The 26,878-nt window shown below is 60.6% G+C and carries 7 protein-coding genes; all 7 read left to right on the top strand.

The annotated features are described in order from the left end of the window. From CCS41_RS14070 to CCS41_RS14100, 7 genes are read left to right on the top strand one after another with little or no spacing between them, the layout of a single operon-like run. Window positions 1–5,289 (top strand): non-ribosomal peptide synthetase, encoded by a 5,289-nt coding sequence (locus CCS41_RS14070; RefSeq protein ID WP_119797823.1) that lies wholly within the window; start codon window positions 1–3, stop codon window positions 5,287–5,289. After that, window positions 5,220–6,314, top strand: coding sequence for a non-ribosomal peptide synthetase (locus CCS41_RS17310; protein ID WP_119797824.1), 1,095 nt, complete (start codon window positions 5,220–5,222; stop codon window positions 6,312–6,314). Before CCS41_RS14070 ends, CCS41_RS17310 begins: the two co-directional genes overlap by 70 nt. After that, window positions 6,314–12,913, top strand: coding sequence for a non-ribosomal peptide synthetase (locus tag CCS41_RS14080; RefSeq protein ID WP_119797825.1), 6,600 nt, complete (start codon window positions 6,314–6,316; stop codon window positions 12,911–12,913). The genes CCS41_RS17310 and CCS41_RS14080 overlap by 1 nt, the downstream gene beginning before the upstream one ends. Beyond that, a complete protein-coding gene (locus CCS41_RS17315; RefSeq protein ID WP_205411522.1) occupies window positions 12,865–15,240 on the top strand; it encodes a condensation domain-containing protein in 2,376 nt (791 codons plus the stop codon). The genes CCS41_RS14080 and CCS41_RS17315 overlap by 49 nt, the downstream gene beginning before the upstream one ends. Beyond that, the gene (locus tag CCS41_RS14090; RefSeq protein ID WP_119797827.1) at window positions 15,237–17,441 is read left to right on the top strand and encodes a condensation domain-containing protein; all 2,205 of its coding nucleotides are present in this window, start codon (window positions 15,237–15,239) and stop codon (window positions 17,439–17,441) included. The genes CCS41_RS17315 and CCS41_RS14090 overlap by 4 nt, the downstream gene beginning before the upstream one ends. Next, a complete protein-coding gene (locus CCS41_RS14095; protein WP_119797828.1) occupies window positions 17,372–26,113 on the top strand; it encodes a non-ribosomal peptide synthetase in 8,742 nt (2,913 codons plus the stop codon). Before CCS41_RS14090 ends, CCS41_RS14095 begins: the two co-directional genes overlap by 70 nt. Then, window positions 26,070–26,837, top strand: coding sequence for an SDR family NAD(P)-dependent oxidoreductase (locus tag CCS41_RS14100; protein WP_119797829.1), 768 nt, complete (start codon window positions 26,070–26,072; stop codon window positions 26,835–26,837). The genes CCS41_RS14095 and CCS41_RS14100 overlap by 44 nt, the downstream gene beginning before the upstream one ends. Window positions 26,838–26,878: the final 41 nt, after the last annotated feature.

Here is a 26,878-nt window from a genome sequence, read left to right on the forward strand (position 1 = left end):
ATGATGCTGCTTCGGAGACAGGTCGAGATAATAGCACGTCAGATGATGCACCCTAAGGAGTCGACTTTCAATATCGGTGCGTTAATTGATATCCGTGGGCCGTTCGACATGCAGCGAATGCGCAAGGCAGATTTAGCTCTTAAGCGCGATCCGGCGCTGCGAGTGGCCATAGACCAGAACGGTCCTGAACCTGCTCTATTTTTGCTTGAGGAACGGTCGAGCATCGGTTTCATCGATTTTTCTTCTCATGAGGAGCCGTTGGCGAAAACTTACGTATGGATTGAACAAAGCCTGGGGCGGTCGTTCCTCTTCGATGGGAAAACGCCGTTGCTACGGCACACGGTAGCACGAGTTGCTAAGGATCATCATTTCCTGGTTGGAAATTATCATCATGTGGCCTATGACGGCTGGGCTACATCGCTCATCTACCAGCGGCTGCTGGCTTTTTACAACGGCACCGCCGTGGGCGAATTCGGCAACACGCTGCCTCCATTGAGCTTCGAGGAACAGCTTGCTGAGGAGAAGACCTACCGTTCCTCACGGGCATTTGTCGCCGATGAGAATTACTGGCGATCCCGATTGGCTGGATACGACACTGTCTTGTTCCATGGTTCGAGTTGCTGGAAACTACATGCGCAACGACACTCCTTTATTCTAGATGCGGATCGTTACGGAAAGCTTCGTAGTTTCTCAGAGAAGTCCGGCTGGACCCTTTTCCATGTCATGATTGCCCTCACGGCCACACTCCTGTTTCGCACCTTCAGCATAGATGACATCACTTTGGGTTTGCCCGTGCTCAACCGCAGGTCTGCTCGTGCCAAGCAGACCTGCGGTCTATTCGCGAGCGTATTACCTTTCCGCGTTCGGCTGCGAACCGATAATACCTTCTCCGAGTTGTTGTATATCATTGGTGATCAGTTGAAAAGCGATTACCGCCATCAGCGCTTTCCTGTCAGCGAATTTTTCCGTGGTTACTTGCCTTACGAAGTAAGCCTTTCTTATGAGAAGCACGATTACAGTGCGATTTTCGAGGGCACCAGTACTCATCTCACTGTGCTGGGTAGTTCGGCTCAGGATTATCCGTTGAAGGTGTTCGTACGTGAATACAAACACCTTCAACCGGTGAAGATTGACCTCGATTACAATATCGCGGCTTTCAGCGACCTCGATACTGATGAAATCCTAGGGGGATTCGAGCATTTGATCGACGATTTTTTCGGCTCGCCCGATAAGCGAATTCTTTGTAGGCGGGATCGACCAGCCACAAAGCTTGCCGATACTCAGCGTTCTTGTATCATGGCCGGTGCCAACCTGTGTACACAGTTCGAGTCATCGGTGTCGAGGCACGGCGCGAGACCGGCGGTGAGTTACAAAGGGCAGATTCTGAGCTACGCGGAGCTGGACGAGGCGGTAAACCGTCTGGCGTGGCGGCTGCGCGAGCTTGGCGTTGGTGCCGATGGACAGGAAAACCTGGTGGGCCTGAGTGCCGAGCGGAGCCCAGGACTGGTGGTGGGCATGCTGGGGATCCTGAAGGCAGGCGGTACGTACGTGCCGCTAGACCCGACCTATCCAGCGGAGCGGCTGGCGTATCTAGTGAAAGACAGCGGTGTGCAGGTGGTGGTGGGCGATACGGCGGGGTGGGCGGCGCTGGGCGAGGCAGGAGCGTTCAGGCGCGTGTGCCTCGACGAGCAGGCGTTAGAACTACGGTCAGATGCGCCACCGAGGCGGCTGCATCCGCAGCAAGCTGCGTATGTCATTTACACTTCCGGTTCAACCGGCCAGCCGAAGGGTTGCGTGGTGAGCCATGCGAACGTGGTGAGGTTGTTCGCGGCGACCCGGGACCACGGCTTCAGCACGAAAGACGTATGGACACTGTTTCACTCCTACGCTTTTGATTTCTCAGTCTGGGAGGTGTGGGGCGCGCTGTTGCACGGCGGGCGGCTGGTGGTGGTGCCGTACCTGGTGAGTCGGGATCCTGAGCAGTTTGCACAGTTGCTAGAGGCCGAACGCGTCAGCGTGCTGAGTCAGACACCGGCAGCGTTCCGGCAGTTGCTGGGGGTCTCCTTGGATCATGCCTACACCGATCTGCGGCTGGTGGTGTTTGGCGGCGAGGTGCTGGAGCCGGACAGCCTGAAGCCGTGGTATGCGCGGCACGGAGACCGGGTACGCCTGGTAAACATGTACGGGATTACCGAAACCACGGTGCACGTGACCGAGAAGACGTTGGCCGCCGCGGGCGTGGAGCAAGCTACAAGCGTGATCGGTGAGCCGTTGAAGGACCTGAGCCTGCAGGTGTTGGACCGCTACGGTGAGCCGGTGCCGACAGGAGTGGCAGGAGAGATCTACGTGGGTGGTGCGGGGGTGACTCGGGGTTACCTGGGCAGGGCGGCGTTGACAGCGCAGCGCTTTGTGCCGGACCCGTACGGCCCGCCTGGTGCGCGGCTGTACCGCTCGGGTGACGTGGCGCGGCGGCTACCGGACGGCGGACTGGTCTACCTAGGCCGCGCGGATCAGCAGATAAAGCTGCGCGGCTTTCGTATCGAGCCGGGAGAGGTTGAGGCAACTCTACGGGCACAGGAGGGAGTGCAGGACGCGGTGGTGATGCTGGATACGCCGGCACAGGGCAAGCCGCGGCTGGTGGCCTATGTGACCGGAGTGGTGGAGCCGCTTGCGTTGCGCGAGAACCTGTCGCGGCAACTGCCGGGGCACATGGTGCCGGCGCTCATCATGCCACTGGAGCGCTTCTCACTGACCGCCCACGGCAAGCTTGACTGCAAGGCACTGCCCAGGCCTGGCGTGGTGGCCACATCAGGGCAGGTGCCACGCACTGATGTGGAGAAAATGTTGGCGCGGATCTGGGCCGAGGCGCTGCATATCCCCGAGCCGGGCATCGACGACAACTTCTTCAGCCTGGGTGGGGACAGCATTAGTGCACTGCAGGTCGTGGCCAAGGCACGCGCAGCAGGCATAGCCATCAACTTAGAGGAGTTCTTCTCAGCTACAGGCATCCGGAAAATTGCCGATAACGTCAAAGAAAGCGCCGCAAGCTCTAGCGCTCAAATGATCCCGCCTTTCGCCCTTCTATCCGAGTCCGATCGCGCAAATTTGCCCACTGGACTCGACGACGCACTGCCGTTATCGAGGCTGCAAGGTGGCATGTTATTTCACTCTAACTTGGAAGACGAAAGCAGCATTTTCCACGATGTGTTCAGTTTCCGGCTACGCATCCCCTGGAGCGAGCAGGAATGGCGCAACGCCATCGAGCGGCTGCCATCGTACCATGCGGCTTTGCGCACCTCGTTCCACTGGACCGGTTACAGTGAGCCTCTTCAACTAATTCACACATTCGCCGAAGCAGATTACCAGATCGTGGATTTACGCGGTTTGCAGGCTGACCAACGCGATCAACTGATCGACGATTTTCTCGCCAAGGCCAGACGGCATCCGTTGGATCCCAGTAGTGGCCGCATGCTGCGAATCACCTTGCATCGGCATGCGGATGAAGAGCTGCAACTCACTCTAGATTTTCATCACGCCATCATGGATGGCTGGAGTGTTGCGACCCTGCTTACTGATCTTGTTCGTATGGCCACCGATGTCGACTGGCTGCCGATTCCCGCCAATGCTTCTCTCACCGCCACCTTCGTGTCGGCGGAACGCGAAGCGGAAGCGGACCAGGCGCTCTTGAACGTTTGGCGCGAGCGGCTTGCGAATGTTGCACCGACTTTGCTCGCCACCCATGTGTCGAACGAACGGGTGGGAGTGCGACAGATCGTGCGCAGGGCTTTCCGCCTGCCAGATTCCTTGGCGGAAGGGATTGAGCATCGCGCTAAGGAACTAGGAGTTTCCTTGAAGACCGTCCTGCTGACAGCCCATCTGCGAGCTTTGGCTAGAACCAGCGGTCAAGCAGTAGTAAACACCGGCTATGTGACGCACGGGCGTCCGGTCGAAGCCACTGCGATTGCGGCTGTGGGCCTGTTCCTCAACACCTTGCCGTTCAGTCTGGCATTGCACCCTTCGAGCTGGACCGAACTGGTGTGTGCAGTCGCCGCCGAAGAGCGGGCGATCCTGGCTATCCGGCGTCTGCCGGCAGTGGCCATCAAGGCCTTGGGAGGAGGCGTTCAATTTTACGATGTCGGCTTCAACTATATCCATTTTCACGTCTACGCTGGTTTGCGCGGATTGAAACGCTTCGAATTTCTGGGTCTGGACATTTTTGAAGAAACTGATTTTCCGCTGCTTGCGCAATATGCCAAGGATCCCCTAGACGGTTCGCTGGAAATGACCTTGATCCGTGATTCTGCGATTATAACCGAATGGCAGGTAGAGCAATTCGCTGACCTCGTACTGCAAGCGCTGGAGGCGTTGGTGAGCAAACCAGACGCATCTTGGCATATCAACGCCTTGCCGAAGGGGGCTGCTCCTGCCGCTGGGTCGTGCATGGAAAGCGCGGGAGTCACCAGCGATCTGTGTACGCATTTCGAGTCGTCGGTGTTGCGCCACGGCGCAATACCGGCGGTGAGTTACGAAAGGCAGATTTTGAGCTACGTGGAGCTGGACGAGGCGGCGAACCGCCTGGCGTGGCGGCTACGCGAGCTTGGCGTTGGTGTCGGTGAGCAGGAAAGCCTGGTGGGACTGAGCGCTGAGCGGGGCCTCGGGCTGGTGGTAGGTGTGCTGGGGATCCTGAAGGCAGGCGGTACGTACGTGCCGCTGGACCCGGCCTATCCGTCGGAGCGACTGGCGTACCTGGTGAAAGACAGCGGTGTGCAGGTGGTGGTGGGCGATACGGCGGGGTGGGCGGCGCTGGGCGAGGCAGGAGCGTTCAGGCGCGTGTGCCTCGACGAGCAGGCGTTAGAACTACGGTCAGATGCGCCACCGAGGCGGCTGCATCCGCAGCAAGCTGCGTATGTCATTTACACTTCCGGTTCAACCGGCCAGCCGAAGGGTTGCGTGGTGAGCCATGCGAACGTGGTGAGGTTGTTCGTGGCGACCCGGGACCACGGCTTCAGCACGAAAGACGTATGGACACTGTTTCACTCCTACGCTTTTGATTTCTCAGTCTGGGAGGTGTGGGGCGCGCTGTTGCACGGCGGGCGGCTGGTGGTGGTGCCGTACCTGGTGAGTCGGGATCCTGAGCAGTTTGCACAGTTGCTAGAGGCCGAACGCGTCAGCGTGCTGAGTCAGACACCGGCAGCGTTCCGGCAGTTGCTGGGGTCTCCTTGGATCATGCCTACACCGATCTGCGGCTGGTGGTGTTTGGCGGCGAGGTGCTGGAGCCGGACAGCCTGAAGCCGTGGTATGCGCGGCACGGAGACCGGGTACGCCTGGTAAACATGTACGGGATTACCGAAACCACGGTGCACGTGACCGAGAAGACGTTGGCCGCCGCGGGCGTGGAGCAAGCTACAAGCGTGATCGGTGAGCCGTTGAAGGACCTGAGCCTGCAAGTGTTGGACCGCTATGGTGAGCCGGTGCTGACAGGAGTAGCAGGAGAGATACACGTGGGCGGTGCGGGAGTGACGCGGGGTTACCTGGGCAGGGCGGCGCTGACGGCGCAGCGCTTCGTGCCGGACCCATACGGCCCGCCTGGTGCGCGGCTGTACCGCTCGGGTGATGTGGCGCGGCAGCTGCCGGATGGCGGACTGGTCTACCTGGGCCGCGCGGATCAGCAGATAAAGCTGCGTGGCTTTCGTATCGAGCCGGGAGAGGTTGAGGCAACTCTACGGGCACAGGAAGGAGTGCAGGACGCGGTGGTGACGTTAGATACGCCGGCGCAGGGCGCTCCGCGGCTGGTAGCCTACGTGACCGGAGTGGTGGAGCCGCTGGTGCTGCGCGTGGGTCTGTCGCGGCTGCTGCCTGGGCACATGGTGCCGGCGCTCATCATGCCGCTGGAGCGCTTCCCGCTGACCGCCCACGGCAAGCTTGACCGCAAGGCGCTGCCTAGGCCAGGCGGGCAAGTGCTAGCGGCAAGTGAGGCGCCCAGGCCGGGACTTGAGCAGGAAATCGCCGAAATGCTGAGCAAAGTGCTCAGGCTGCCATCCGTAGGACGGAACCAGAACTTTCTCGACATAGGTGGTGATTCCATTTTGGCAACCCAGGCAATATTCCGCTTGCGCGAATACTACGGAATCGAACTGCCACTGCGCTATCTCCTAGAAGCGGGGACCGTCGCGGGGCTGGCCATCGAGGTGGCGGACAAGCTCTCCGCTAGCTATGAGCGACAAGTCACTGAACCAGTTCTGCTGCAACTGCAACGTTCGCAACGCCGCACACGCAAACAGGCCAGTGTCCAAAATTCAAGGAGCCAATTTTAGTGAATCGCTTCATCGATACCACAGAGGTCATGGTCTTTCCGCTGTCTTTCGCCCAGCGTCGCCTTTGGACGTTGGCAGAGGTGGATCCCAACAACGCCAGCTATAACATTCCCTTTGCGTTGCACTGTCGCGGTCGACTCGACCGAGAGGCATTGCGTAGGACACTGGCCGATTTACTGGAACGCCATGAAATCCTTCGCACTAGCTATCAGACCGTCGACGACGAGCCCGTGCAACTAGTACATCCGACGGATGATGGCCTGGAATTGTCGGTGACACGCATCAACGAAGCTGTGTTGGAGACAATGCTGACCAATGATGCCGCCAGGCCTTTCGACCTCCGTCAGACTCCAGTCTTTCGTGCTCATCTATACCAACTAAAAAACGACCACCATGTACTGTCCATGGTGGTTCATCACATAGCCTGTGATGGCTGGTCAGTAGGTGTTTTGTTACGGGAGTTGACCACCTGCTATAACGCATACGTCGTCTGTACGCTCCCCGAGCTTCCTGAACTTCCCCTACAATATGCTGATTACGCCGAATGGGAGCAAGCTGAAGCCAAGCATGTACAGCCCAAGGCGTATTGGCACGATGGTATGACTGGTGCGCCTACTCCGGTCAAATTGCCGGGCTGCGGTTTGCACAAAGGGACTAGCGCGGGTATTGTCCGCCAACGATTCCCAGCTGGCTTCCTGCGCAAGCTCGAAGATCATTCCCGCAAACGCAAGACAACCTTGTTCGTGTCCTTGCTCGCAAGTTTCATGGCACTATTGCACCGACTAACCCATGCCAACGACATCTGTGTTGGAGTGCCAGTGGCTAATCGATCTCGCAATGAGCTGGAGAATCTGGTCGGCTATTTTGTCAACACGTTAGTCCTGCGTAGCAACGTATCCGCAGATGAGAACTTCGATACCCTGGTGGATCGCTGCCGCACGGCCAGCCTCGATGCACTCGAACACCAGCACGTGCGCTTCGAGCAACTGCTCAAGCAGACCCAGCGAGAAGGTCTTGATAGCGTGCCGTTTTCGGCAATGTTCGCCCTACAGAACGCCCCATCGACCAAACTTAGCTTGATTGATCTGGAAATCGAGCAAATTGCGGTCTATCCCAGCCAGGCAAAATTCGATCTAACACTCATTCTGGAACAGGACGACGATAGCCTAACGGCGATTTTTGAGTTCCGCTATGAACGTATCTTGCCAGAGCTGGCTAGAGCCTGGATGGGCTACTACCAGCGCCTGCTGGAGGCCGAAGTTTTCACACCTCACCAGGTGATTGGCCACGTTCGATTGATAGGGGGCGAGGAGCGTGCCGCATTGCTGGGACGGAGAGTGGCAGATATGCTCGTCACCAGCGATCTGTGTACGCATTTCGAGTCGTCGGTGTCGCGTCACGGCGCGAGACCGGCTGTAAGTTACGAAAGGCAGATTTTGAGCTACGTGGAGCTGGACGAGGCGGCGAACCGTCTGGCGTGGCGGCTGCGCGAGCTTGGCGTTGGTGCCGATGGGCAGGAAAACCTGGTGGGCCTGAGCGCCGAGCGGAGCCCAGGACTGGTGGTGGGCATGCTAGGGATCCTGAAGGCAGGCGGTACGTACGTGCCGCTGGACCCGGCCTATCCGTCGGAGCGACTGGCGTACCTGGTGAAAGACAGCGGTGTGCAGGTGGTGGTGGGCGATACGGCGGGGTGGGCGGCGCTGGGCGAGGCAGGAGCGTTCAGGCGCGTGTGCCTCGACGAGCAGGCGTTAGAACTACGGTCAGATGCGCCACCGAGGCGGCTGCATCCGCAGCAAGCTGCGTATGTCATTTACACTTCCGGTTCAACCGGCCAGCCGAAGGGTTGCGTGGTGAGCCATGCGAACGTGGTGAGGTTGTTCGCGGCGACCCGGGACCACGGCTTCAGCACGAAAGACGTATGGACACTGTTTCACTCCTACGCTTTTGATTTCTCAGTCTGGGAGATGTGGGGCGCGCTGTTGCACGGCGGGCGGCTGGTGGTGGTGCCGTACCTGGTGAGTCGGGATCCTGAGCAGTTTGCACAGTTGCTAGAGGCCGAACGCGTCAGCGTGCTGAGTCAGACACCGGCAGCGTTCCGGCAGTTGCTGGGGGTCTCCTTGGATCATGTCTACACCGATCTGCGGCTGGTGGTGTTTGGCGGCGAGGTGCTGGAGCCGGACAGCCTGAAGCCGTGGTATGCGCGGCACGGAGACCGGGTACGCCTGGTAAACATGTACGGGATTACCGAAACCACGGTGCACGTGACCGAGAAGACGTTGGCCGCCGCGGACGTGGAGCAAGCTACAAGCGTGATCGGTGAGCCGTTGAAGGACCTGAGCCTGCAGGTGTTGGACCGCTACGGTGAGCCGGTGCCGACAGGAGTGGCAGGAGAGATCTACGTGGGTGGTGCGGGGGTGACTCGGGGTTACCTGGGCAGGGCGGCGTTGACAGCGCAGCGCTTTGTGCCGGACCCGTACGGCCCGCCTGGTGTGCGGCTGTACCGCTCGGGTGACGTGGCGCGGCGGCTACCGGACGGCGGACTGGTCTACCTAGGCCGCGCGGATCAGCAGATAAAGCTGCGCGGCTTTCGCATCGAGCTTGGAGAGATCGAGGCAGTCCTGCGGGCGCAGGAAGGAGTGCAGGACGCGGTGGTGATGCTGGATACGCTGGCACAAGGCGATCCGCGCCTGGTGGCCTACGTGACCGGAACGGTGGAGCCGCTGGCGCTGCGCGGGGGCCTGTCTCGGCGGTTGCCAGGGCACATGGTGCCAGCGCTCATCATGCCGCTAGAGCGCTTCCCGCTGACCGCCCACGGCAAGCTTGACTGCAAGGCACTGCCCAGGCCTGGCGTGGTGGCCACATCAGGGCAGGCGCCACGCACTGATGTGGAGAAAATGTTGGCGCGGATCTGGGCCGAGGCACTGCATATCCCCGAGCCGGGCATCGACGACAACTTCTTCAGCCTGGGCGGGGACAGCATTAATGCACTGCAGGTCGTGGCCAAGGCACGCGCTGCAGGCATCGCCATCACGCCCAAGCTGGCTATGCTAGCCACCACGATCCGCAAGCTCGCGGCGGTGGCGGGCACTGTGAAAGAAGGAGCAGACCAGGGCAGCAGTCAGCCCGGCCCGCTGCCGATGTTGCCCATTGTAGCCTGGTTCCAGACCCTTGAGTTATCTGAGCCAGAGCATTGGAACCAGGCTTTGGCGCTTGAGCTGCGCCAGCCGGTCGTCGTGTCAGCACTCGCTCGCGCACTAACCGTAGTGGGACAGCATCACGATGCTTTCCGTCTGCGCTTAGATCGTGGTCGCGCGGACGGCCTGTACCTGGATACCGCGGAGGAGCCGTTGCGGCTGGAGGTATGCAGCCCGCAGTCAGACGAAGATATGGACACTGCGATCCGCAAGACGCAGCAAGGGCTGGATCTAGTCGCAGGGCCGATCGCCCGAGCGCTATTGATCCAGCGGGAACGGCAACCCGACGTGTTGCTGCTGGTGGCTCACCATATCGCGGTTGATGCTGTCTCTTGGCATATCCTGCTTGGCGACCTCAGCACAGCGGTAACGCAGACGATGCAAGGCGTGCGGATCGAGCTGCCGCCCGTCCCCACAAACTTGCGGCATTGTGGCGAGATGCTGCTTGCAGCGGCGGACCGCTCCGATCCGAAACCGTGGCTGGCAATGGTGGCTCATGGCTATCCGCGGCTACCACGTAACAGCATGGAAACCGCCCTAAACACCGAGGCGAGGCTTGTCGTGGAGATGCGCGAGCTCGACACCCAGAGCACCACGCTCTTCCTCCAACTGGTGGCCAGAGGCAGCGAGGCGAGAGCCTCCGCGCTGCTGTGCGCAGCTTTATGGCTGGCGCTCGGCGAGCGCCAGCTGGCAGTGACTATGGAACACAACGGCCGCGATGCCGAGATGGAGGCGGACTTGTCGCGTACCGTGGGCTGGTTTACCAGCTTGTACCCGTTCTGTTTCGAAAGTTCCTCCTCACAATCGTGTCCAGCCGAGCTGCTAGCTGAGATGGAATACGCTCTGCTGAAGCTAGCGCCACACAAGTTGGACTACGGCCTGAGCCGTTGGTTGGGATCAGACGCAGGAGCTCGTGCCACGCTTGATGCCGCCGGACTGCCGGAGTTGAGCCTGAATTATCTCGGTGTCGTCGCCAACGAATCGCAGGGTATATTCGCCTTGCGCCCGGACTTGATCTTGGGCGAGCGCGCTGCCGCCAACACGAGACCCTTCGCGCTAGATCTAGTGGTGGTAGTGCTCAAAGGCAAGCTGCAGCAAAGATGGCTGTTTGCCGATGGTTTGCAACGACCAGAAACGGTCGCTGGCTGGGCGGACGCCATGCAGCAGCAGTTGAAAGATCTGCTCGGCAGCTTAGCCGCCAAGCAACTGCTGGCCGCCGACTTCCCTTTGGCAGGCCTCGGCCAGCACCAGTTCGATAAGCTAGTCGGCAAGCGGCTGGTTACGGGGGTCTATCCTCTTTCGCCGTTGCAAGAAGGCATTCTGTTCCACAGTCTCGCAGAGACGGATCTGCGGGCTTATCATGAACAAGTCATTGCGTTGCTTGAGCGACTGGATCCTGACATGTTCATCCGCGCCTGGCGGCGCCTGTTAGCACGTCATGACATCCTGCGTTCAAGCTTTCACTGGGAAGCTCTGGCACGCCCGCTGCAAGTTGTGCAAGCGAAGGTCGAGCAGTCGATCGAAGTACTCGACTGGCGCTGCGAGGACGAACAGCAACGGCTCGCTGAGTATCTTGAGCAAGACTCGACCTACGGCTTCGAGCTATCCACAGCGCCGCTGATGCGAATCATGTTCGCGCGCATTGGGGCGGACCGTTGGCGATGGGTGTGGAGCTACCACCATATCCTTATGGACGGTTGGTCCTTACCGTTGCTGATGGGTGAGCTTTTGAGCATCTACCAGGGCATGACCACCGGTTGGGAAACTGAACTCGTGCCGCCGGTGCAGTTTGGTAGCTATATCGCTTGGCTTGTTGGGCGCTCTAATCACGACGGCGAGGCGTTCTGGCGGCACACTTTAGCAGGGCTGGAACAGCCGACACTAGTGGCCACGCATCAGGAGGGTGAAGGCGGCAGCGGTTATCATGAATTGCTGATCACACCGCCGCCGTCATGGGAGCAAGCCGTGCAGCATGCGACGCGACAGGTGGGAGTATCATTGGGCAGCCTGTTCCAAGCGGCTTGGGCGCTGTTTCTCAGTCTATCAGGTCATGGCGAGGACGTTGTCTTCGGCACTACGATGTCATGTCGTGATAGCGGAATCGAAGGCATTGAGCGGATGATCGGCCTGTTCATCAACACTCTGCCTTTGCGTTTGTGCATGCGACCGGAAATGAGCGTGCATGATCTGCTACGAACTGTTCAGCAGGCTCAGGCCGAAGTGCAGGAGCACAGCTATGACCGCCTAGTCGACGTGCAGCGCTGGAGCAACCTGGACGAAGGGGAGGCGCTGTTCGACAACGTGCTGGTGATCGAGAATTACCCAGCTGAGAAACCGGTCGAAGACGACTTTGGACTGCGCCTAGTCGAGTTGTTTTACCGTGAGCATTCGCACTACCCGGTTACTTTGGCGGTGCTTCCCGATAACGGCTTGAGGATCAAACTCGATTACAACCTTGCCTATCTCGGCGATGGGGCTGCTGCTGTTTTGATGCAGCGGTTGGTGCATCTGGTCAGCGAACTAGCTGGGAACCTGGAGCGAAGTATTGGCACGTTCAGCTTGCTCGACGCCGAGGACAAACAGAGGATCCTGCACGAATGGAACGACGGCGTCACCACGGCCGAGCCAGCCAACTTGGCCCAGAATTTGTTCGAATCCTGGGCTGTGCGCCAGCCGCATGCTCCGGCGCTATTGCAGGGTGAAAACCGTATCGATTATTGTCAGCTTGACCAGCGCGCCAATGTGCTAGCTCAAGCCTTGCAGCAGCGCTGCGTGGGACCGGAGCGTGTGGTGGCGGTGATACTGCCACGCAGTCCTGAAGTAGTGATCGCCCTGCTGGCGATCCTGAAAGCCGGCGGTGTCTATTTGCCACTCGATCCTAGCTATCCAGCTGAACTACTAAACTACATGCTACGCGACAGCCAGGCCATGCTGCTGCTCAGCGTTCGCGCACAACCGCTGGCGTTGCTTGAGGCCGCTCCGGAGCCCCTGTTTTTGGATGAGTTTGATTTCGTGGCTAGTGCCGCGCGCGTATCCTGTCCTGCTCAACAGGACAATCTGGCCTACCTGATCTACACCTCTGGTTCTACCGGGCAACCCAAGCCAGTTGGGGTGACCCATGTAGGCATCGCCAATTTGCGTCGTGAGACCGAACGCGCCTTGAGCACAAATGCAAGATGCAGGGTCTACATGTTCGCTCCTTTAAGCTTCGACGCCTCTGTCTGGGAAGTGATTATGGCCCTGTTCAGCGGTGGAACGCTGGTCTTGGCGGATGGCGGCCCGGGCGAGGACGTCGCCACCGCTCTGACCCTGGCCGCTGCCCGCCACGCGGTGACCCATGTCTTGCTGCCCCCGTGTTGCTCGGTGCGCTGTCCGAGGATGCCCTGCCTAGCGTGCATACCTTGATCGTGGGCGGCGACGTCGCCGCGCCAGGGGCACTCGCGCGCTGGGCCAGGAGCAGGAGGGTATTCAACGCTTATGGGCCGTCCGAAAGCACCGTCTGCGTGACCATCGAACCGTGCACGATCACGACGGTGAACCCTCCACTGGGGCGACCACTGGGTGGCATCTTAATTTACTTGCTCGATCCGTGGGGCAATCCCGTGCCGCCGGGTATTCCCGGCGAAATCCACCTGGGCGGTGTCGGCCTAGCCCGCGGTTATCACAGACGACCCGCGCTGACAGCGGAGTCCTTCGTACCTGATCACCTGAGCGGAATCCCCGGTGCCCGCCTGTACCGTACCGGCGACATCGGCCGCCACCTGCCCGATGGCCGTATCGTGTATGTAAACCGGATTCGCGGTCATGCCAAATTGCGCGGCAATCGCATCAACCTCAACGGCGTCGAGCAGCTGCTGCGAGCATATCCCACAGTGCGCGAGACTCTAGCCATGATTTCCGTGGTGGAGGAGCGCCAGACTCTGGTCGCCTATGTGCTGACGGAGAGCGAGTTCGAGCCCACCGAGCTGCGAGCCTACATGGCCGAGCACGTTGCAGCGTTCGAGGTGCCCGGGATTATCGTGCCGCTGCCCGCATGGCCGCTGACCCCGGCTGGCAAGATAGACCGCAAGGCACTGCCGGATCCCAGCGACTCGTGTCAGCAGGCGCCCCACCACAAATCAGAACTGACTCCCGCCGAGGCTGTCCTGTTGCCGATCTGGTCGCAGCTTCTTGGTCGCGTCGACCTTGACGTGCACGATGATTACTTCGCCCTTGGCGGCGATTCCATTACAGCGCTACACATCGCCTCCCGGGCTCGAGAGCAGGGGCTGGGGGTAGAACCACGAATGGTGTTGCAGCAGCGTACCATTTACTCTTTGGCTACCTCCGCCCCGCTGCTCTCGCTCGGCGAGCAGGAGCCAGAACATGCAGAAGTGGCACTTGCGCCGATCCAGCATTGGTATTTTGAGCAGGAGCTGCCGGCTATCGCGCACTGGAATCTGAGCGTGTGTCTAAAATTACAGTCGGCGCTCGAACCCGAGCTGCTTCAGCGTGCACTCGACACACTGGTTGAGATACATCCGGCTCTGCGCCTGCGCTTTGAGCGCGCCGAGCGCGGATGGAGGCAGAGCTATTGGTCCGCCAAGCCTGTGCCGCTGAAGGTGTTGTCGACTGGTCCGGTCGAGGCGGCCGCGATCGAGGCTGGCCTGCATGCTTCATTCGACTTATCGGAGGGCCCGCTGCTGTGCGCGGTCTACCGTCCACACGGAGTGGTTGGCGGTCCTGAGTTGCAGCTGATCGCGCATCATCTGGTGGTGGATACCTGGTCGTTGCGGGTACTGGTGGACGACTTTGCATCGGCGTATACATCACTGCGCGACCGTGCGGAAATCAAGCTGTTGCGTGAAGTCGAAAGTTATCGGCGTTGGACCGAGCGGCTGACCAGTCTCGCGGCGGATTTTGTTCCCGAGCTTGCCTACTGGCGGGCGGTACTGGCCACCGTCTCCGAGCCGGAGCGGTTGCCCCGCAAAGGCCTCGTTGGCGAACGCCGCATGCTCGTCGCTGAGCTGGATGCGGACACCAGCGCTTTCCTCGTCGGCGAAGCCCACCAGGCCTACCGCAGCCGCGGGCAAGAACTGCTTTTGTCCGCACTGGCTATGGCGTGGCAGCACTGGTGCGGCAACGCTCAACTGGTGGTTGACATGGAAACCCACGGGCGCGAGGGATTGCCCGGCAGCGAGATGGACCTTTCCCGGAGCGTCGGCTGGTTTACCGCCCTGTTCCCTGTGCGTATTGAGGCGACGGATGACTGGCCCAAGCTCATCGATGTAGTCAAGCGAAGCCTGCGCGATATCCCGAATGGGGGCCTGGGCTACGGGGTGCTGCGTTACCTACATGCCGCCACGGAACTCCGTGAGCTGGTTGCACCAGCGATCAGCTTCAACTATCTGGGACGCGTCGAGGCGCCAGCAGTGCCTGCGCTGGGCATGCAGCTATCCGAACGCGAGACCGGACCCACCCAAGCCAAGGAACAGCCGCTACCGCATACCCTGGGCATCACCCTACTAATCTTCGCGGGCAGGCTACGACTCTCGCTAGTCTACGCCGATCCTGCCGCCGATGCGGCGATGCAGGAGCTGTTAGACCACTACTTCGCCGCTTTGCATGCTTTGGCTGAACACTGCCGCGGAGCTGAGCGGGGCGGTTACCAATCTAGCGACTTTTCCGGAGTTCACTTGAACGAAGCAGAACTGAACGCTCTGTTGGGCGATCTGACTGAGGATGACGAATGAACGCGATCTCCAAACTCAATCTGCAAATCGAAAACATCTACAAGCTTACTCCATTGCAGTTAGGCGTACTGTTCCATACGATGTATGCCCCGGACGGGGCAGCCTATTTCGAACAAATCTTTTGCCGCCTCGATGGTGATGTAGACTTGCAGAGCTTGAAGCGTGCACTAGAGCTGCTAAGCCAGCGGTACGCAATCCTGCGTACGGCGATCGTCACCAAGGGACAGCGCGATCCGCGGCAAGTGGTGTTCAAAAATGCACCTATCCCACTCATTGTGCGCGATTGGCGCGATAGCCCTGCCGCCACACGGCAAGCCGCCTTAGTTAAGCTGCTGGACCGCGACCGCCTGCAAGGCTTCCGCCTGAACCGACCGCCGCTGATGCGAATCATGTTGGTTCGCTTCGGCGAGTGCGAGTGGTGGCTTGTGTGGAGTTATCATCATTTGCTGCTCGATGGCTGGTCGGTGCAGCTATTGCTGCGCGACTTCTTTGAGCTGGTGGTCAATGGTCATGCAGGCCCAGTACCCAATCCTTTCTCCGATTATCTTGCCTGGTTGGACAGGCAGCCGCGTGAGGACGCCCGGGCTTTCTGGAGCAATACACTTGGGGATTTGACCTCCCCCACTCCCCTAGGAATTGACCGTCTGGCCGCCATAGATGCGGTCAAGGATTTCGCCGAAAGCCGGCATAGCATAACCTTGCCCGGCCTTACCGAAGCAGCTGCTGCCTGCCAGGTCAGCATGGGTACCATCCTGCTGGGTGCCTGGGCCGTGCTGCTTGGGCGTTATGCGGGCCAAGATGAGGTGACATTCGGTCTTACTTTATCGGGTCGTGCGATAAAGTTGCAAGGTGTCGATAGAATGGTGGGGCTTCTTATCAATACTCTACCTCTGCGGTTGCAGCTGCCGCGTCACCGCATGCTCGCCGACTGGCTGACGGAGGTGCAGCAGGCGCAGTTCGCACTGCTGCCGTACTCTTATTGCGGACTGTCAGAAATCCATGCTTGCAGCAGTGTGGCTTCCGGTTCGCCTCTGTTTGAAAGCCTGGTAGCGATCGACAACTTTCCCCTCGGCGACCTGCAGGTCTCAGAGCAATTGCCGTTTGAGGTTTCTTCCGTTGACATGATGGAGCGCACAAATTACCCGATTTCGCTGACCATGGTGCCGAATGCCAGCGGGGTGTCATTGAAGCTGGGTTATGACCGCAGCCGGGTCAGCGACGAGTCGGCTACCGCCTTGGCAGCTAACTACGAGCACCTGCTGAGCGAGATCACGACCAAGTCCGGGTTGACCGTCGGCAAGTGGGCAGCTTGCCTGGGTTGGGCAGAGGTGCCCGCCGCGCGAGTCGATCTGCTGGAAGGCGCGGAATTTACTAGCGACCTGTGTACTCTGTTCGAGTCGTCGGTGTCGCGTCACGGCGCGAGACCGGCTGTAAGTTACGAAAGGCAGATTTTGAGCTACGTGGAGCTGGACGAGGCGGCGAACCGCCTGGCGTGGCGGCTACGCGAGCTTGGCGTTGGTGTCGGTGAGCAGGAAAGCCTGGTGGGACTGAGCGCTGAGCGGGGCCTCGGGCTGGTGGTAGGTGTGCTGGGGATCCTGAAGGCAGGCGGTACGTACGTGCCGCTGGACCCGGCCTATCCGTCGGAGCGGCTGGCGTATCTAGTGAAAGACAGCGGTGTGCAGGTGGTGGTGGGCGATACGGCGGGGTGGGCGGCGCTGGGCGAGGCAGGAGCGTTCAGGCGCGTGTGCCTCGACGAGCAGGCGCTAGAACTACGGTCAGATGCGCCACCGAGGCGGCTGCATCCGCAGCAAGCTGCGTATGTCATTTACACTTCCGGTTCAACCGGCCAGCCGAAGGGTTGCGTGGTGAGCCATGCGAACGTGGTGAGGTTGTTCGCGGCGACCCGGGACCACGGCTTCAGCACGAAAGACGTATGGACACTGTTTCACTCCTACGCTTTTGATTTCTCAGTCTGGGAGATGTGGGGCGCGCTGTTGCACGGCGGGCGGCTGGTGGTGGTGCCGTACCTGGTGAGTCGGGATCCTGAGCAGTTTGCACAGTTGCTAGAGGCCGAACGCGTCAGCGTGCTGAGTCAGACACCGGCAGCGTTCCGGCAGTTGCTGGGGTCTCCTTGGATCATGCCTACACCGATCTGCGGCTGGTGGTGTTTGGCGGCGAGGTGCTGGAGCCGGACAGCCTGAAGCCGTGGTATGCGCGGCACGGAGACCGGGTACGCCTGGTAAACATGTACGGGATTACCGAAACCACGGTGCACGTGACCGAGAAGACGTTGGCCGCCGCGGGCGTGGAGCAAGCTACAAGCGTGATCGGTGAGCCGTTGAAGGACCTGAGCCTGCAGGTGTTGGACCGCTACGGTGAGCCGGTGCCGACAGGAGTGGCAGGAGAGATCTACGTGGGCGGTGCGGGAGTGACGCGGGGTTACCTGGGCAGGGCGGCGCTGACGGCGCAGCGCTTCGTGCCGGATCCATACGGCCCGCCTGGTGCGCGGCTGTACCGCTCGGGTGACGTGGCGCGGCAGCTGCCAGATGGCGGACTGGTCTACCTAGGCCGCGCGGATCGGCAGATAAAGCTGCGTGGCTTTCGTATCGAACCTGGAGAGGTCGAGGCGGCTCTGCGGGCGCAGGAAGGAGTGCAGGACGCGGTGGTGATGTTGAATACGCCGGCGCAGGGCGCGCCGCGGCTGGTGGCCTATGTGACGGGAGCAGTGGAGCCGCTGGCGCTGCACGGGGGGCTGTCACAGCGGCTGCCGGGGCACATGGTGCCGGCGCTCATCATGCCGCTGGAGTGCTTCCCGCTGACAGACCACGGGAAGCTCGATTGCAAAGCACTGCCCAAGCCGGTCGGAAACAACGATCTATATGTGGAGCCGCGCACGCCCGAGCAGAAAGCGCTGGCGACGATCTGGCAGGAAGTGCTCGGTACCGAGCGGGTTGGTATCAATGATAACTACTTCGCCCTCGGCGGCGATTCCATTCGCAGCATTCGTATAGTCAGCCAGGCAGAAGCAAAAGGTATCAGGCTGAGCATCGAGGATTTGTTCCAAAAGCTCACCATAGAACGCCTGACCGAAGACCTGGTCGCTCCGGTGCTGGCCAGGCGGGAGCCTGAGGCCTTCGCGTTGCTTGTAGAAGAGGATCGCTGGGCGGCGCCGGCCGACGCGGTGGACGGCTATCCGCTCAGCGAGCTACAGGCCGGCATGCTTTTCCATGCCGGCTACGGCGACGGGCGTCAGCTTTATCATGACATCTTCAGCTACCGGCTCGAGATTGCGCTGGATCCTAAGTGTGTGCGCCAGCGCCTGCGCCAGCTGTTCGCCGCTCACCCGGTGTTACGCACCAGCTTCGCCCTATCCGGATATAGCCGGCCCGTGCAATGGGTACATGCAAAGGTAGAGCCGTCGATGGTGGTAGAAGACCTGCTCGGTCTCTGCGCCGCCGCACGGAGCACGGCGGTGGGTCGGGCGCAGGAGCGCTTGCGCGATGAGCTGTTCGATCCGGCTACGCCTCCGCTGTTACGCCTGCTGTTGCAGCGTTTGGAGGAAAACCAGTGGCAGGTATCCTTCGCCATTCACCATGTAATCCTGGATGGCTGGAGCGTGGCCTCGTTGCTGGCGGACATGCTCCGCGTCGAGGCGCCTGTGCCAGCCCGGGATCACGTCTTCCGTAACTTCGTGGCGCTGGAGTTGCAGGCGCTGCGCAGCGAGGAGGAGCGCGTTTTCTGGCAGCGCCAATTGCAAGATATGCCGGTCACCTCGTTGACGCGCTGGCCGCTCGAAACGGTGCAGCAGGGCAGGGCGCGCTCCTGCACTCACGAGAGCCATTTTCCACCCGTGCTATACCAGGCGCTGGCCGAGCTGGCTAGGCGACAGGGCAGCACGCTGAAAAGCGTGCTATTGGCCTTGCATGCGCGTGTCCTTGCCCACTGGAGCGGTGAGCGTGAGGTGGTAACAGGTTTGGTGACCAACGGTCGGCCTGAGGAAAAGCACGGTGCTGAGGCGTTGGGGCTGTTCCTGAATACCTTGCCGATTCGCCTGGAGACGCGCCATGCGAGGTGGACGGCGTTGCTGGAAGCGGTCAGGCAGGCAGAGGGCGCGCAACTGGCGCATCGTCGCTTTCCTATGGCTGAGCTGCGGCGTCTGCACCGGAGTAGCTCCTTGTTCGAGACTACGTTCAATTTCGTCGATTTCCATGTCTACCAGGACGTGGTGAGCAAAGGTGGTGATCTGACAGCTAGGATTTTGGAGGTCTCCAGCGTGCAATCTTTTGACATTCCAATGGGCACGAGCTTTACCGTCGATCGCGATCAAGGCCTGTTACACCTGACCCTGTCTTACGATGCGGCACTGTTCCCGCCTGCCCAGGCGCAAGCCATCGCGGCTACTTATTTGCGTGCCGCTGAAGCCTTGGTGTCAGGCTCGGACGAGGCTTATGCCGGCTTGGTGCTGGCATCCACGCAGGAACTGACCGATATCGAGCTGCGCGGGCAGGGGCGTTCTGCCCGCGCGCAGCCACCGTCAGTGATACAGGCCGTACGTGCCGCCGCGTGTCGACGGCCGTGGGCTTTAGCGGTACAGAGCATAGCTGGTGATCTGGACTACGCCACTTTGGATCGGCGTTCCAGCGAACTTGCCACGCATCTGCTTGCTGCGGGTCTGCAGCCGGACCGGCCGGTCGCGCTCCTACTAAACCGTTCGCCGGAGATGGTCATCGCCATGCTAGCCGTGCTGAAGGCCGCCTGCCCTTACGTGCCGCTAGTCGCCGGGCTGCCAGCCCGGCGACTGACCGAGATCTTCGAAGATGTGCGCCCGCAGGCTACACTGATCCTAAACGCGTTGCGGAGTGAGCTGCCTACGCAGGCTGAGTCCGGACGCTTGCTTATCGTGGACGCTTTGCCTGAGCTACCGCAGCCACCCCCGCTATCGGAACCACACGAAGCCACTCTGGCTTATGTGCTGTTCACTTCCGGCTCCACGGGACGTCCTAAAGGCATCAGCATTCCCGTGAAAGCGCTGGCCAACCACATGGCCTGGATGCAGCGGTGCTTTCCGTTAGCGGAAGATGATCGGGTGCTCCAAAAAACTTCAGTCGGCTTTGATGCCTCAATATGGGAGTTCTGGGCACCACTTATGGCAGGGGCGACCCTGGTACTGGCTGAGGAGAGCGTACAGCGCGACGCCAACGCCCTGTTGGAAACGATTCAGATGCGGGCAATCACGGTACTGCAATTAGTGCCGAGCGTGCTCGATATCCTACTTGAGTTGTCCGAGTTAGCCGACTGCAAATCACTGCGTCGTGTCTTCGTGGGTGGCGAGGCCCTGCAGGCATCCACCATAGGGCGCTTCGAAGCCGTGCTTGGATTGCCGCTGATCAACCTGTACGGGCCGACTGAGGCGACCATCGACAGCAGCTACGCGAGCTATCGGGGCAATGAGGGCGCAGCGGTGAGCATTGGCGAGCCCATCGATGGTGCTTCGCTGTATGTGTTCGACGATCGCTTGCAACCAGTCGGCCTCGGCATCTACGGTGAATTGTGGATCGGTGGCATCGGCCTGGCCCGCGGCTACTGGAGACGTGCTGCAGAAACTGCAGCTAGCTTCCTCCCTGACCACATTTCGGCGCAGCCTGGTAGCCGTATGTACCGCACCGGAGACATAGTCCGCTGGCTTCCAGACGGCGGGCTGCAGTACGCGGGGCGGCGCGATAGTCAGATCAAGCTGCGTGGCAACCGCATCGAGCTTACCGAGATTGAGGCAGCGCTGGCCCGCCAACCTGGGGTCACGCGCAGCGCTGTGCTTGCGCGCAAGGATGCCCGTGGGCAGGTACAATTGGTGGCTTACGTGCTGGGTCAGGGCGCTCCGGCGCAGAAGTTCATCCTCTCTAGCCTGAGCCTGTTCCTGCCGGATTACATGTTGCCGCAACGAATCGTACGAATCACAACCTGGCCACTAACCCCCAACGGCAAGACTGACTATGGGGCGCTGCCCGCATCCGAGCCTCCGACCGACCGGGCAGAAAGCGTAGCCAGCCAGCCAGCCAACCAGCTCGAGCTGGAGTTGACTACAGTGTGGAGCAAGCTGTTGGCTAGCTCTAAGATCGGAGTAACCGACAACTTTTTTGAGCTGGGCGGCGATTCCATTCTGGCCATGCAGATTGCCGCAGAGATGCGCCGGCGAGGCTATGTCATGGTGCCGCGCCAGCTATTCGAGCAGCCGACCGTTCGCGCGCTGGCCGCCGTCCTTACTCCTCCACAAGCCACCACGACGCCGGCGCTCGAGGCGCCGATCGGCCCCTTGCCGCTATCACCCTCCCAGCGTTGGTTCTTCGACCTAGAGCTTTCCAAAAGAGCGCATTGGAACCAGGCCGTCATGCTGCGGGTGCCGTCGCAACTGCAGCCGCACAGGCTACACAAGGCTCTATCTGCAGTGGTTGCGGTGCATGATGCCTTCCGCCTGCGCTTCTCGCCGGTTGGCGATGGTTGGGTTCAGAGACTAGCAGTCGATGCTGGCGACTGGTACGCTAGTGTCGATTTTTCCGGACTTGCTGTCGGAGAGCGCGGAGCCGCCCTGACAGCCCTGGCCGAGCAAGCTCAGCGCAGCCTGGAACTGGGGCACGGCCCATTGCTCAAAGCGGTCCACGTCGACTATGGCCTGGGCGAAGCTGGGTTTCTGTTGTTGGTGATCCACCATCTGATCGTGGACGGTGTGTCTTGGCGCGTATTGCTCTATGACCTTAACCTGACCCTGGACGGGCATAATGTGCAGCCGCCCACAGTCGGTTTCGGCCCTTGGCTGGCCGCGCAGGCCGAGTGTGCGGTAGCGGAGCAGGTGCGGGCCTACTGGCTGAAGCAGGCCGAATATGTGGCCGTGATGGGCCGAGTGCCGCGTTCCGGTCAAGTAGCACCCGAAGGACGCTACGGACAGGCACAGACCATCGAGCAATTGTTCGATCGCGAAGCGACCCTGCGCCTGCTCGGAGAAGCGCAGATGCGCCTCAAAGCCAGGCCGGTGGAGCTCTTGCTGACTGCGGTGGCCGGCGCGTTGCGTGGCTGGGCGTACAATGGCCGGTTGGCGGTGACCATGGAAGGCCATGGTCGTGACAATGGCTACGAATGGCAACTGGAGCGCACCGTGGGCTGGTTCACCGTGCTCTATCCGCTGGTCTGCGAATTGGAGGGTACGGCGGACGGTCCGGCGACCCTGCTTCGGATCAAGAAGGCCCTGCGGTCGGTTCCCGATGGCGGCGTAGGCTATGGCCGGCTGCGCGCACAAGGCATCCTGGGCCAGCTGCCATTGCCAGAGATTTCCTTCAACTATCTGGGCCAGTTTGAGGACGATGGCGCCGACGGCAGTTTGACCGTGGTCGCCGAGTCGGTCGGCGACAGCGAAGATCCCGAGGGCCGGCGTCCGCATGTGTTGGATATCGTCGCTTTGATCCAAGCGGGCCAATTGCGCTTGCGCTGGGTATTCGACGACCGTGCGCCTGAGCGTGCGACCATCGCAGTGCTGGCTGCTACCGCCGCCGAGAGGCTGCGCGAATTACTCACCAGCGAGAATGTGTGTTCGGCCTGGGGCGCGGACGACTTCCCGCTGGCCGGAGTGGACACAAAAAGCTTGCCTCTAGCGCTGGGCGAACACGGCCAGCAGCTCGTCGATTTGTGGAAAACCACGCCGACACAGGAAGGCATGCTGTTCCATAGCCGCTTGGAGGGTGACACTAGTGCAGTCTATCTCGAGCAGGTGGTGGTCCAGCTGTACGGAGACATCGATGCCAATCTGCTGGCTCGTGCCTGGAATGAGGTAGCCGCCCGCCACGATGCCCTGCGCTCGGCCTTCGTCTGGGAAGGGCTAGGGCGTCCGCTACAGCGCATCTGGCGTAGTGTCGAGGTGCCTTTCGAGGAGGTGGAGCTGGATGAGGGCACCGACAACGACGTCTTGGATGCCTTCCTGGAACGTGACCGGCGCCGTGGCCTAACATTGACCATCGCGCCGCTGATGCGGATCAGCCTGCTCAGGCGCTGTCGCCGCGCCTGGCGGCTGGTGTGGACGCACCACCACGCGGTGCTGGATGGCTGGTCCATGGCTCTGGTCTTCGCCGAGCTGGCCAAGTGTTACCAAGCATTGACGCATGGCGAAACCTCCCCGATGGTCTCAGCGCCTTCGTATGGCGATTATGTCCGCTGGCTCGAACAGATGCCTAGAGAACAAATATCTGAGCGATTCTGGAGCGACTACTTGAACGGCCTGGATACTGTAAGCCTGTTTGGCCGTGAACCTCAGAAGACCAGTATGCACGATTGGTTGAGCATGAGCTTGCCATTATCCCAAGTCGAGCGCCTGCATACCTTGGCCGCCCGCTACCAGGTCACCCTGAATACTCTAGTGCAGAGCGCCTATGCAGTGGCATTGTCGCGTCTGAGTGGCCATCGCAAAGTGGTGTTCGGCGTGACGGTTTCAGGACGACCTTCGGAACTGATGGAAGTCGAGCGTATGGTTGGTCTGTTCATAATTACCTTACCGATGCTGGTCGATTGCGCAGGCGATGTCAGCATTGGTGATTTGTTTGGTCGGGTGCAGGCGACACAGGGTGCGATCGAACACCATGCCTTCGTGCGGGCGGTCGACATCCAGCGCTGGTCTGGTCTGGCGGCTGACCAACCCTTATTCGACAGCGTATTGGTCTACGAAAACTACCCAATTGATCGTAGCCTGGCAGACCTCTCGCATAACCTGGGCATCGGCACCGTGGTTGCTCGCGATCACCCACACTACGCTTTCTCGCTTTATGTGAAGCCGAGCGCGTCGGAGCTGGTGCTGGAAGCGGTGTTCGATCCGCAGCGCGTGGAGCGTAGCCGTGCCGACCTGATGCTGGGTGGCGTGCGCTACCTGCTGAAACAACTGGCGGACGGTATCGGACACGTAGGTGCTCTGCAGTTGGCGGAGCTGCCTCCAGCTACAGCGCTGGAGACCAGGACGGTCGATCCTGACATACTGGCCTTGATCCGCCATATGGCTGAGACTGGGCCGGGTAGACGCGCAGTATCCGCTCCAGATAGAAATCTCAGTTACAGCGAGCTATTGACGGTGAGCCGTGCCTTCGCCGCGCAACTGCTGGATCATGGCGTGCGACCTGGCATGTGTGTCGCCATAGGCCTAGGCCGCAGCGCGGACATGCTGGTGGCCCTGCTGGGCGTGTTGTGGGCTGGCGCCCAGTACGTGCCTGTCGATCCGGCACTGCCAGCTATACGGCGGACGATGATTCTGCAGGATGCGATACCTCACCTGGTGTTGGTGGACGCGGCGACCGAACCCGCGTTTGCCGGGCATCCGTTGCTGCATTATGCAGTCGGCGATCGGGCGGTCGCGGCGCTACCCGGCGATACGCTGCCCCCACGGGCGCTGGCCTATACGATATTCACATCTGGCAGCACGGGGCGACCCAAGGGTGTGCAAATCAACCATGGAGCACTAGCGAACATCCTGATACATTTCCGTACCACTCCGGGGTTGAGCGCGGAAGATCGCCTGCTAGCGGTAACTACGTTGAGCTTCGATATCGCTGCGCTTGAACTTTTCCTACCGCTGTGCTGCGGCTCCGAGGTGGTAATCGCAAGCACCGAGGACGCCGCGAACGGCAGGGCGCTAGGGGATATAATCGCACGCCATCAGATTTCGGTGATGCAGGCGACTCCGGCGAGCTGGCGGTTACTGCTGGCGGCCGACTGGAGGCCGCCAAAGGGATTCCGGGCCTGGTGCGGCGGCGAGGCCTTACCGCTGGAGTTGACCCGTGACCTGCTCTCCCTGGGAATCGAACTGTGGAACGTCTACGGGCCCACAGAAACCACCATCTGGTCGGCGGTATCCAAGGTGGAAGCTCCGCTCGCCATGCCGTTGCCGGTCGGTGGCCCGATCCGCGGCACTGCCCTTTACGTGCTTGATGCCGACGGTCAGCGCCTACCGGAGGGTGTTAATGGGCAACTGGCGATCGGTGGGGACGGTCTAGCTACGGGGTATCTGCGTGATCCGAGGCAGACAGCCAAGTACTTCCGCCCGGATCCCTTCAGTGGTCGTGATGGCGATCGTCTGTACCTGACTGGTGACCTGGCCCGCACGCGCCGTGACGGTAGCTTCGAAGTGGTTGGACGCTTCGATAATCAAGTCAAGCTCAATGGTTTCCGAATCGAACTTGGTGATGTCGAGGCCGCGTTGCGCACGCTGCATGGCGTGCGCAACGCGGCGGTGGTCGTTCATACCTCGGCCGGCTATGAACACTTGGTTGCCTATCTAGAGCCCACCAATGACGCCCCGGACGACTCTACATGGCGCGAGGCTCTGGTGGCCAGTCTGCCGCGTTACATGTTGCCAGCGCAGCTGATACGACTGCAGGCCTTGCCACTGACGCCTAACGGTAAGCTCGATCGTAGGACGCTGCCCAAGCCAGACCTCGCCGAACACTCAGCTGCGAAACTGGAACCAGTCGGCGCCGTTGAAACCGCTATGTGCGCGATCTGGAGCGAGGTGTTCATGATTGAGGAGATCAGTGTCGATGACGATTTTTACGCACTGGGTGGCCACTCGCTACTGGCCACCCAGATCCACACACGTCTGGTCCGCATCTTCCGCATATCGCTACCGCTAGGCGAAGTGTTCAGGGCCACCACCCCGCGGGCGCTCGCCGCAGTGGTGGACGCATATGCCGATCCCGCATGGGCTACGAAAATTGCCAAAGCGTATTTACACCTGCTCTCACTGTCCCCGAACAACAAAAGACACTGCGCAACAACGACGGTATGCCACCCAAGGAAACCACTGCATGAAATGGAAAAACGCTATCGCTATCGTCACTGGCGCCGGTAGCGGCATCGGCCACTGCTTTGTCGAACAACTGCTGCGAGGTGGCTGCCGAGTCGCGGCAGTGGATAAAAACACCAATAGGCTGGAAATGCTCGCCAGGGAGTACACTGAGCACGGCGACGCTCTGCAGCTCCAGCCCCTGGACGTGGCCAACGAAGCCTCCGTTCGCAGCGCGTTCGCCTACCTGACCGCGCATTTGGGTGTGCCCGATATCCTGGTTAACAATGCTGGTGTACTACGCGACGGCTTGTTAGTACAGCGTGATGATGAAGGGTATGTGCGCAAATTACCGACCGCGCAATGGCGAAGCGTAGTGGAGACAAACCTGACTGGGCCTTTCCTGCTAAGCCGAGAATTCGTCGCAAGGCGACTAGAGACGGGCATCCAGGGTGGTCTGATAGTCAATATTTCCTCGGTGACCAGCGCCGGCAATCCCGGCCAGTCTAGCTACGCAGCCTCAAAGGCAGGGCTGGACGCGCTCACTCGTACCTGGGCGCTGGAACTGGCGTTCCACGGCATTCGCGTGATCGGCATCGCACCCGGACTTACCGATACCCCGATGGCCGCAACGCTGAGAAGCGCAGAGCGGGAGGACTTGCTCGCCCAGATTCCTCTACGGCGCATGGCCACCGTTAAAGAGATCTGGCTAGGACTACGCTTTGCTTTGGAATGTGATTACTTCAATGGTCGCGTGCTGGCCATCGATGGCGGTGCCAGCTTCAACTGACCGCGCCGTCACCAACTTTTCCCCATGAACCTCAAGGAGCT

Origin of the sequence: Candidatus Fukatsuia symbiotica (assembly GCF_003122425.1) — a bacterium.
Lineage (GTDB): Bacteria > Pseudomonadota > Gammaproteobacteria > Enterobacterales > Enterobacteriaceae > Fukatsuia > Fukatsuia symbiotica.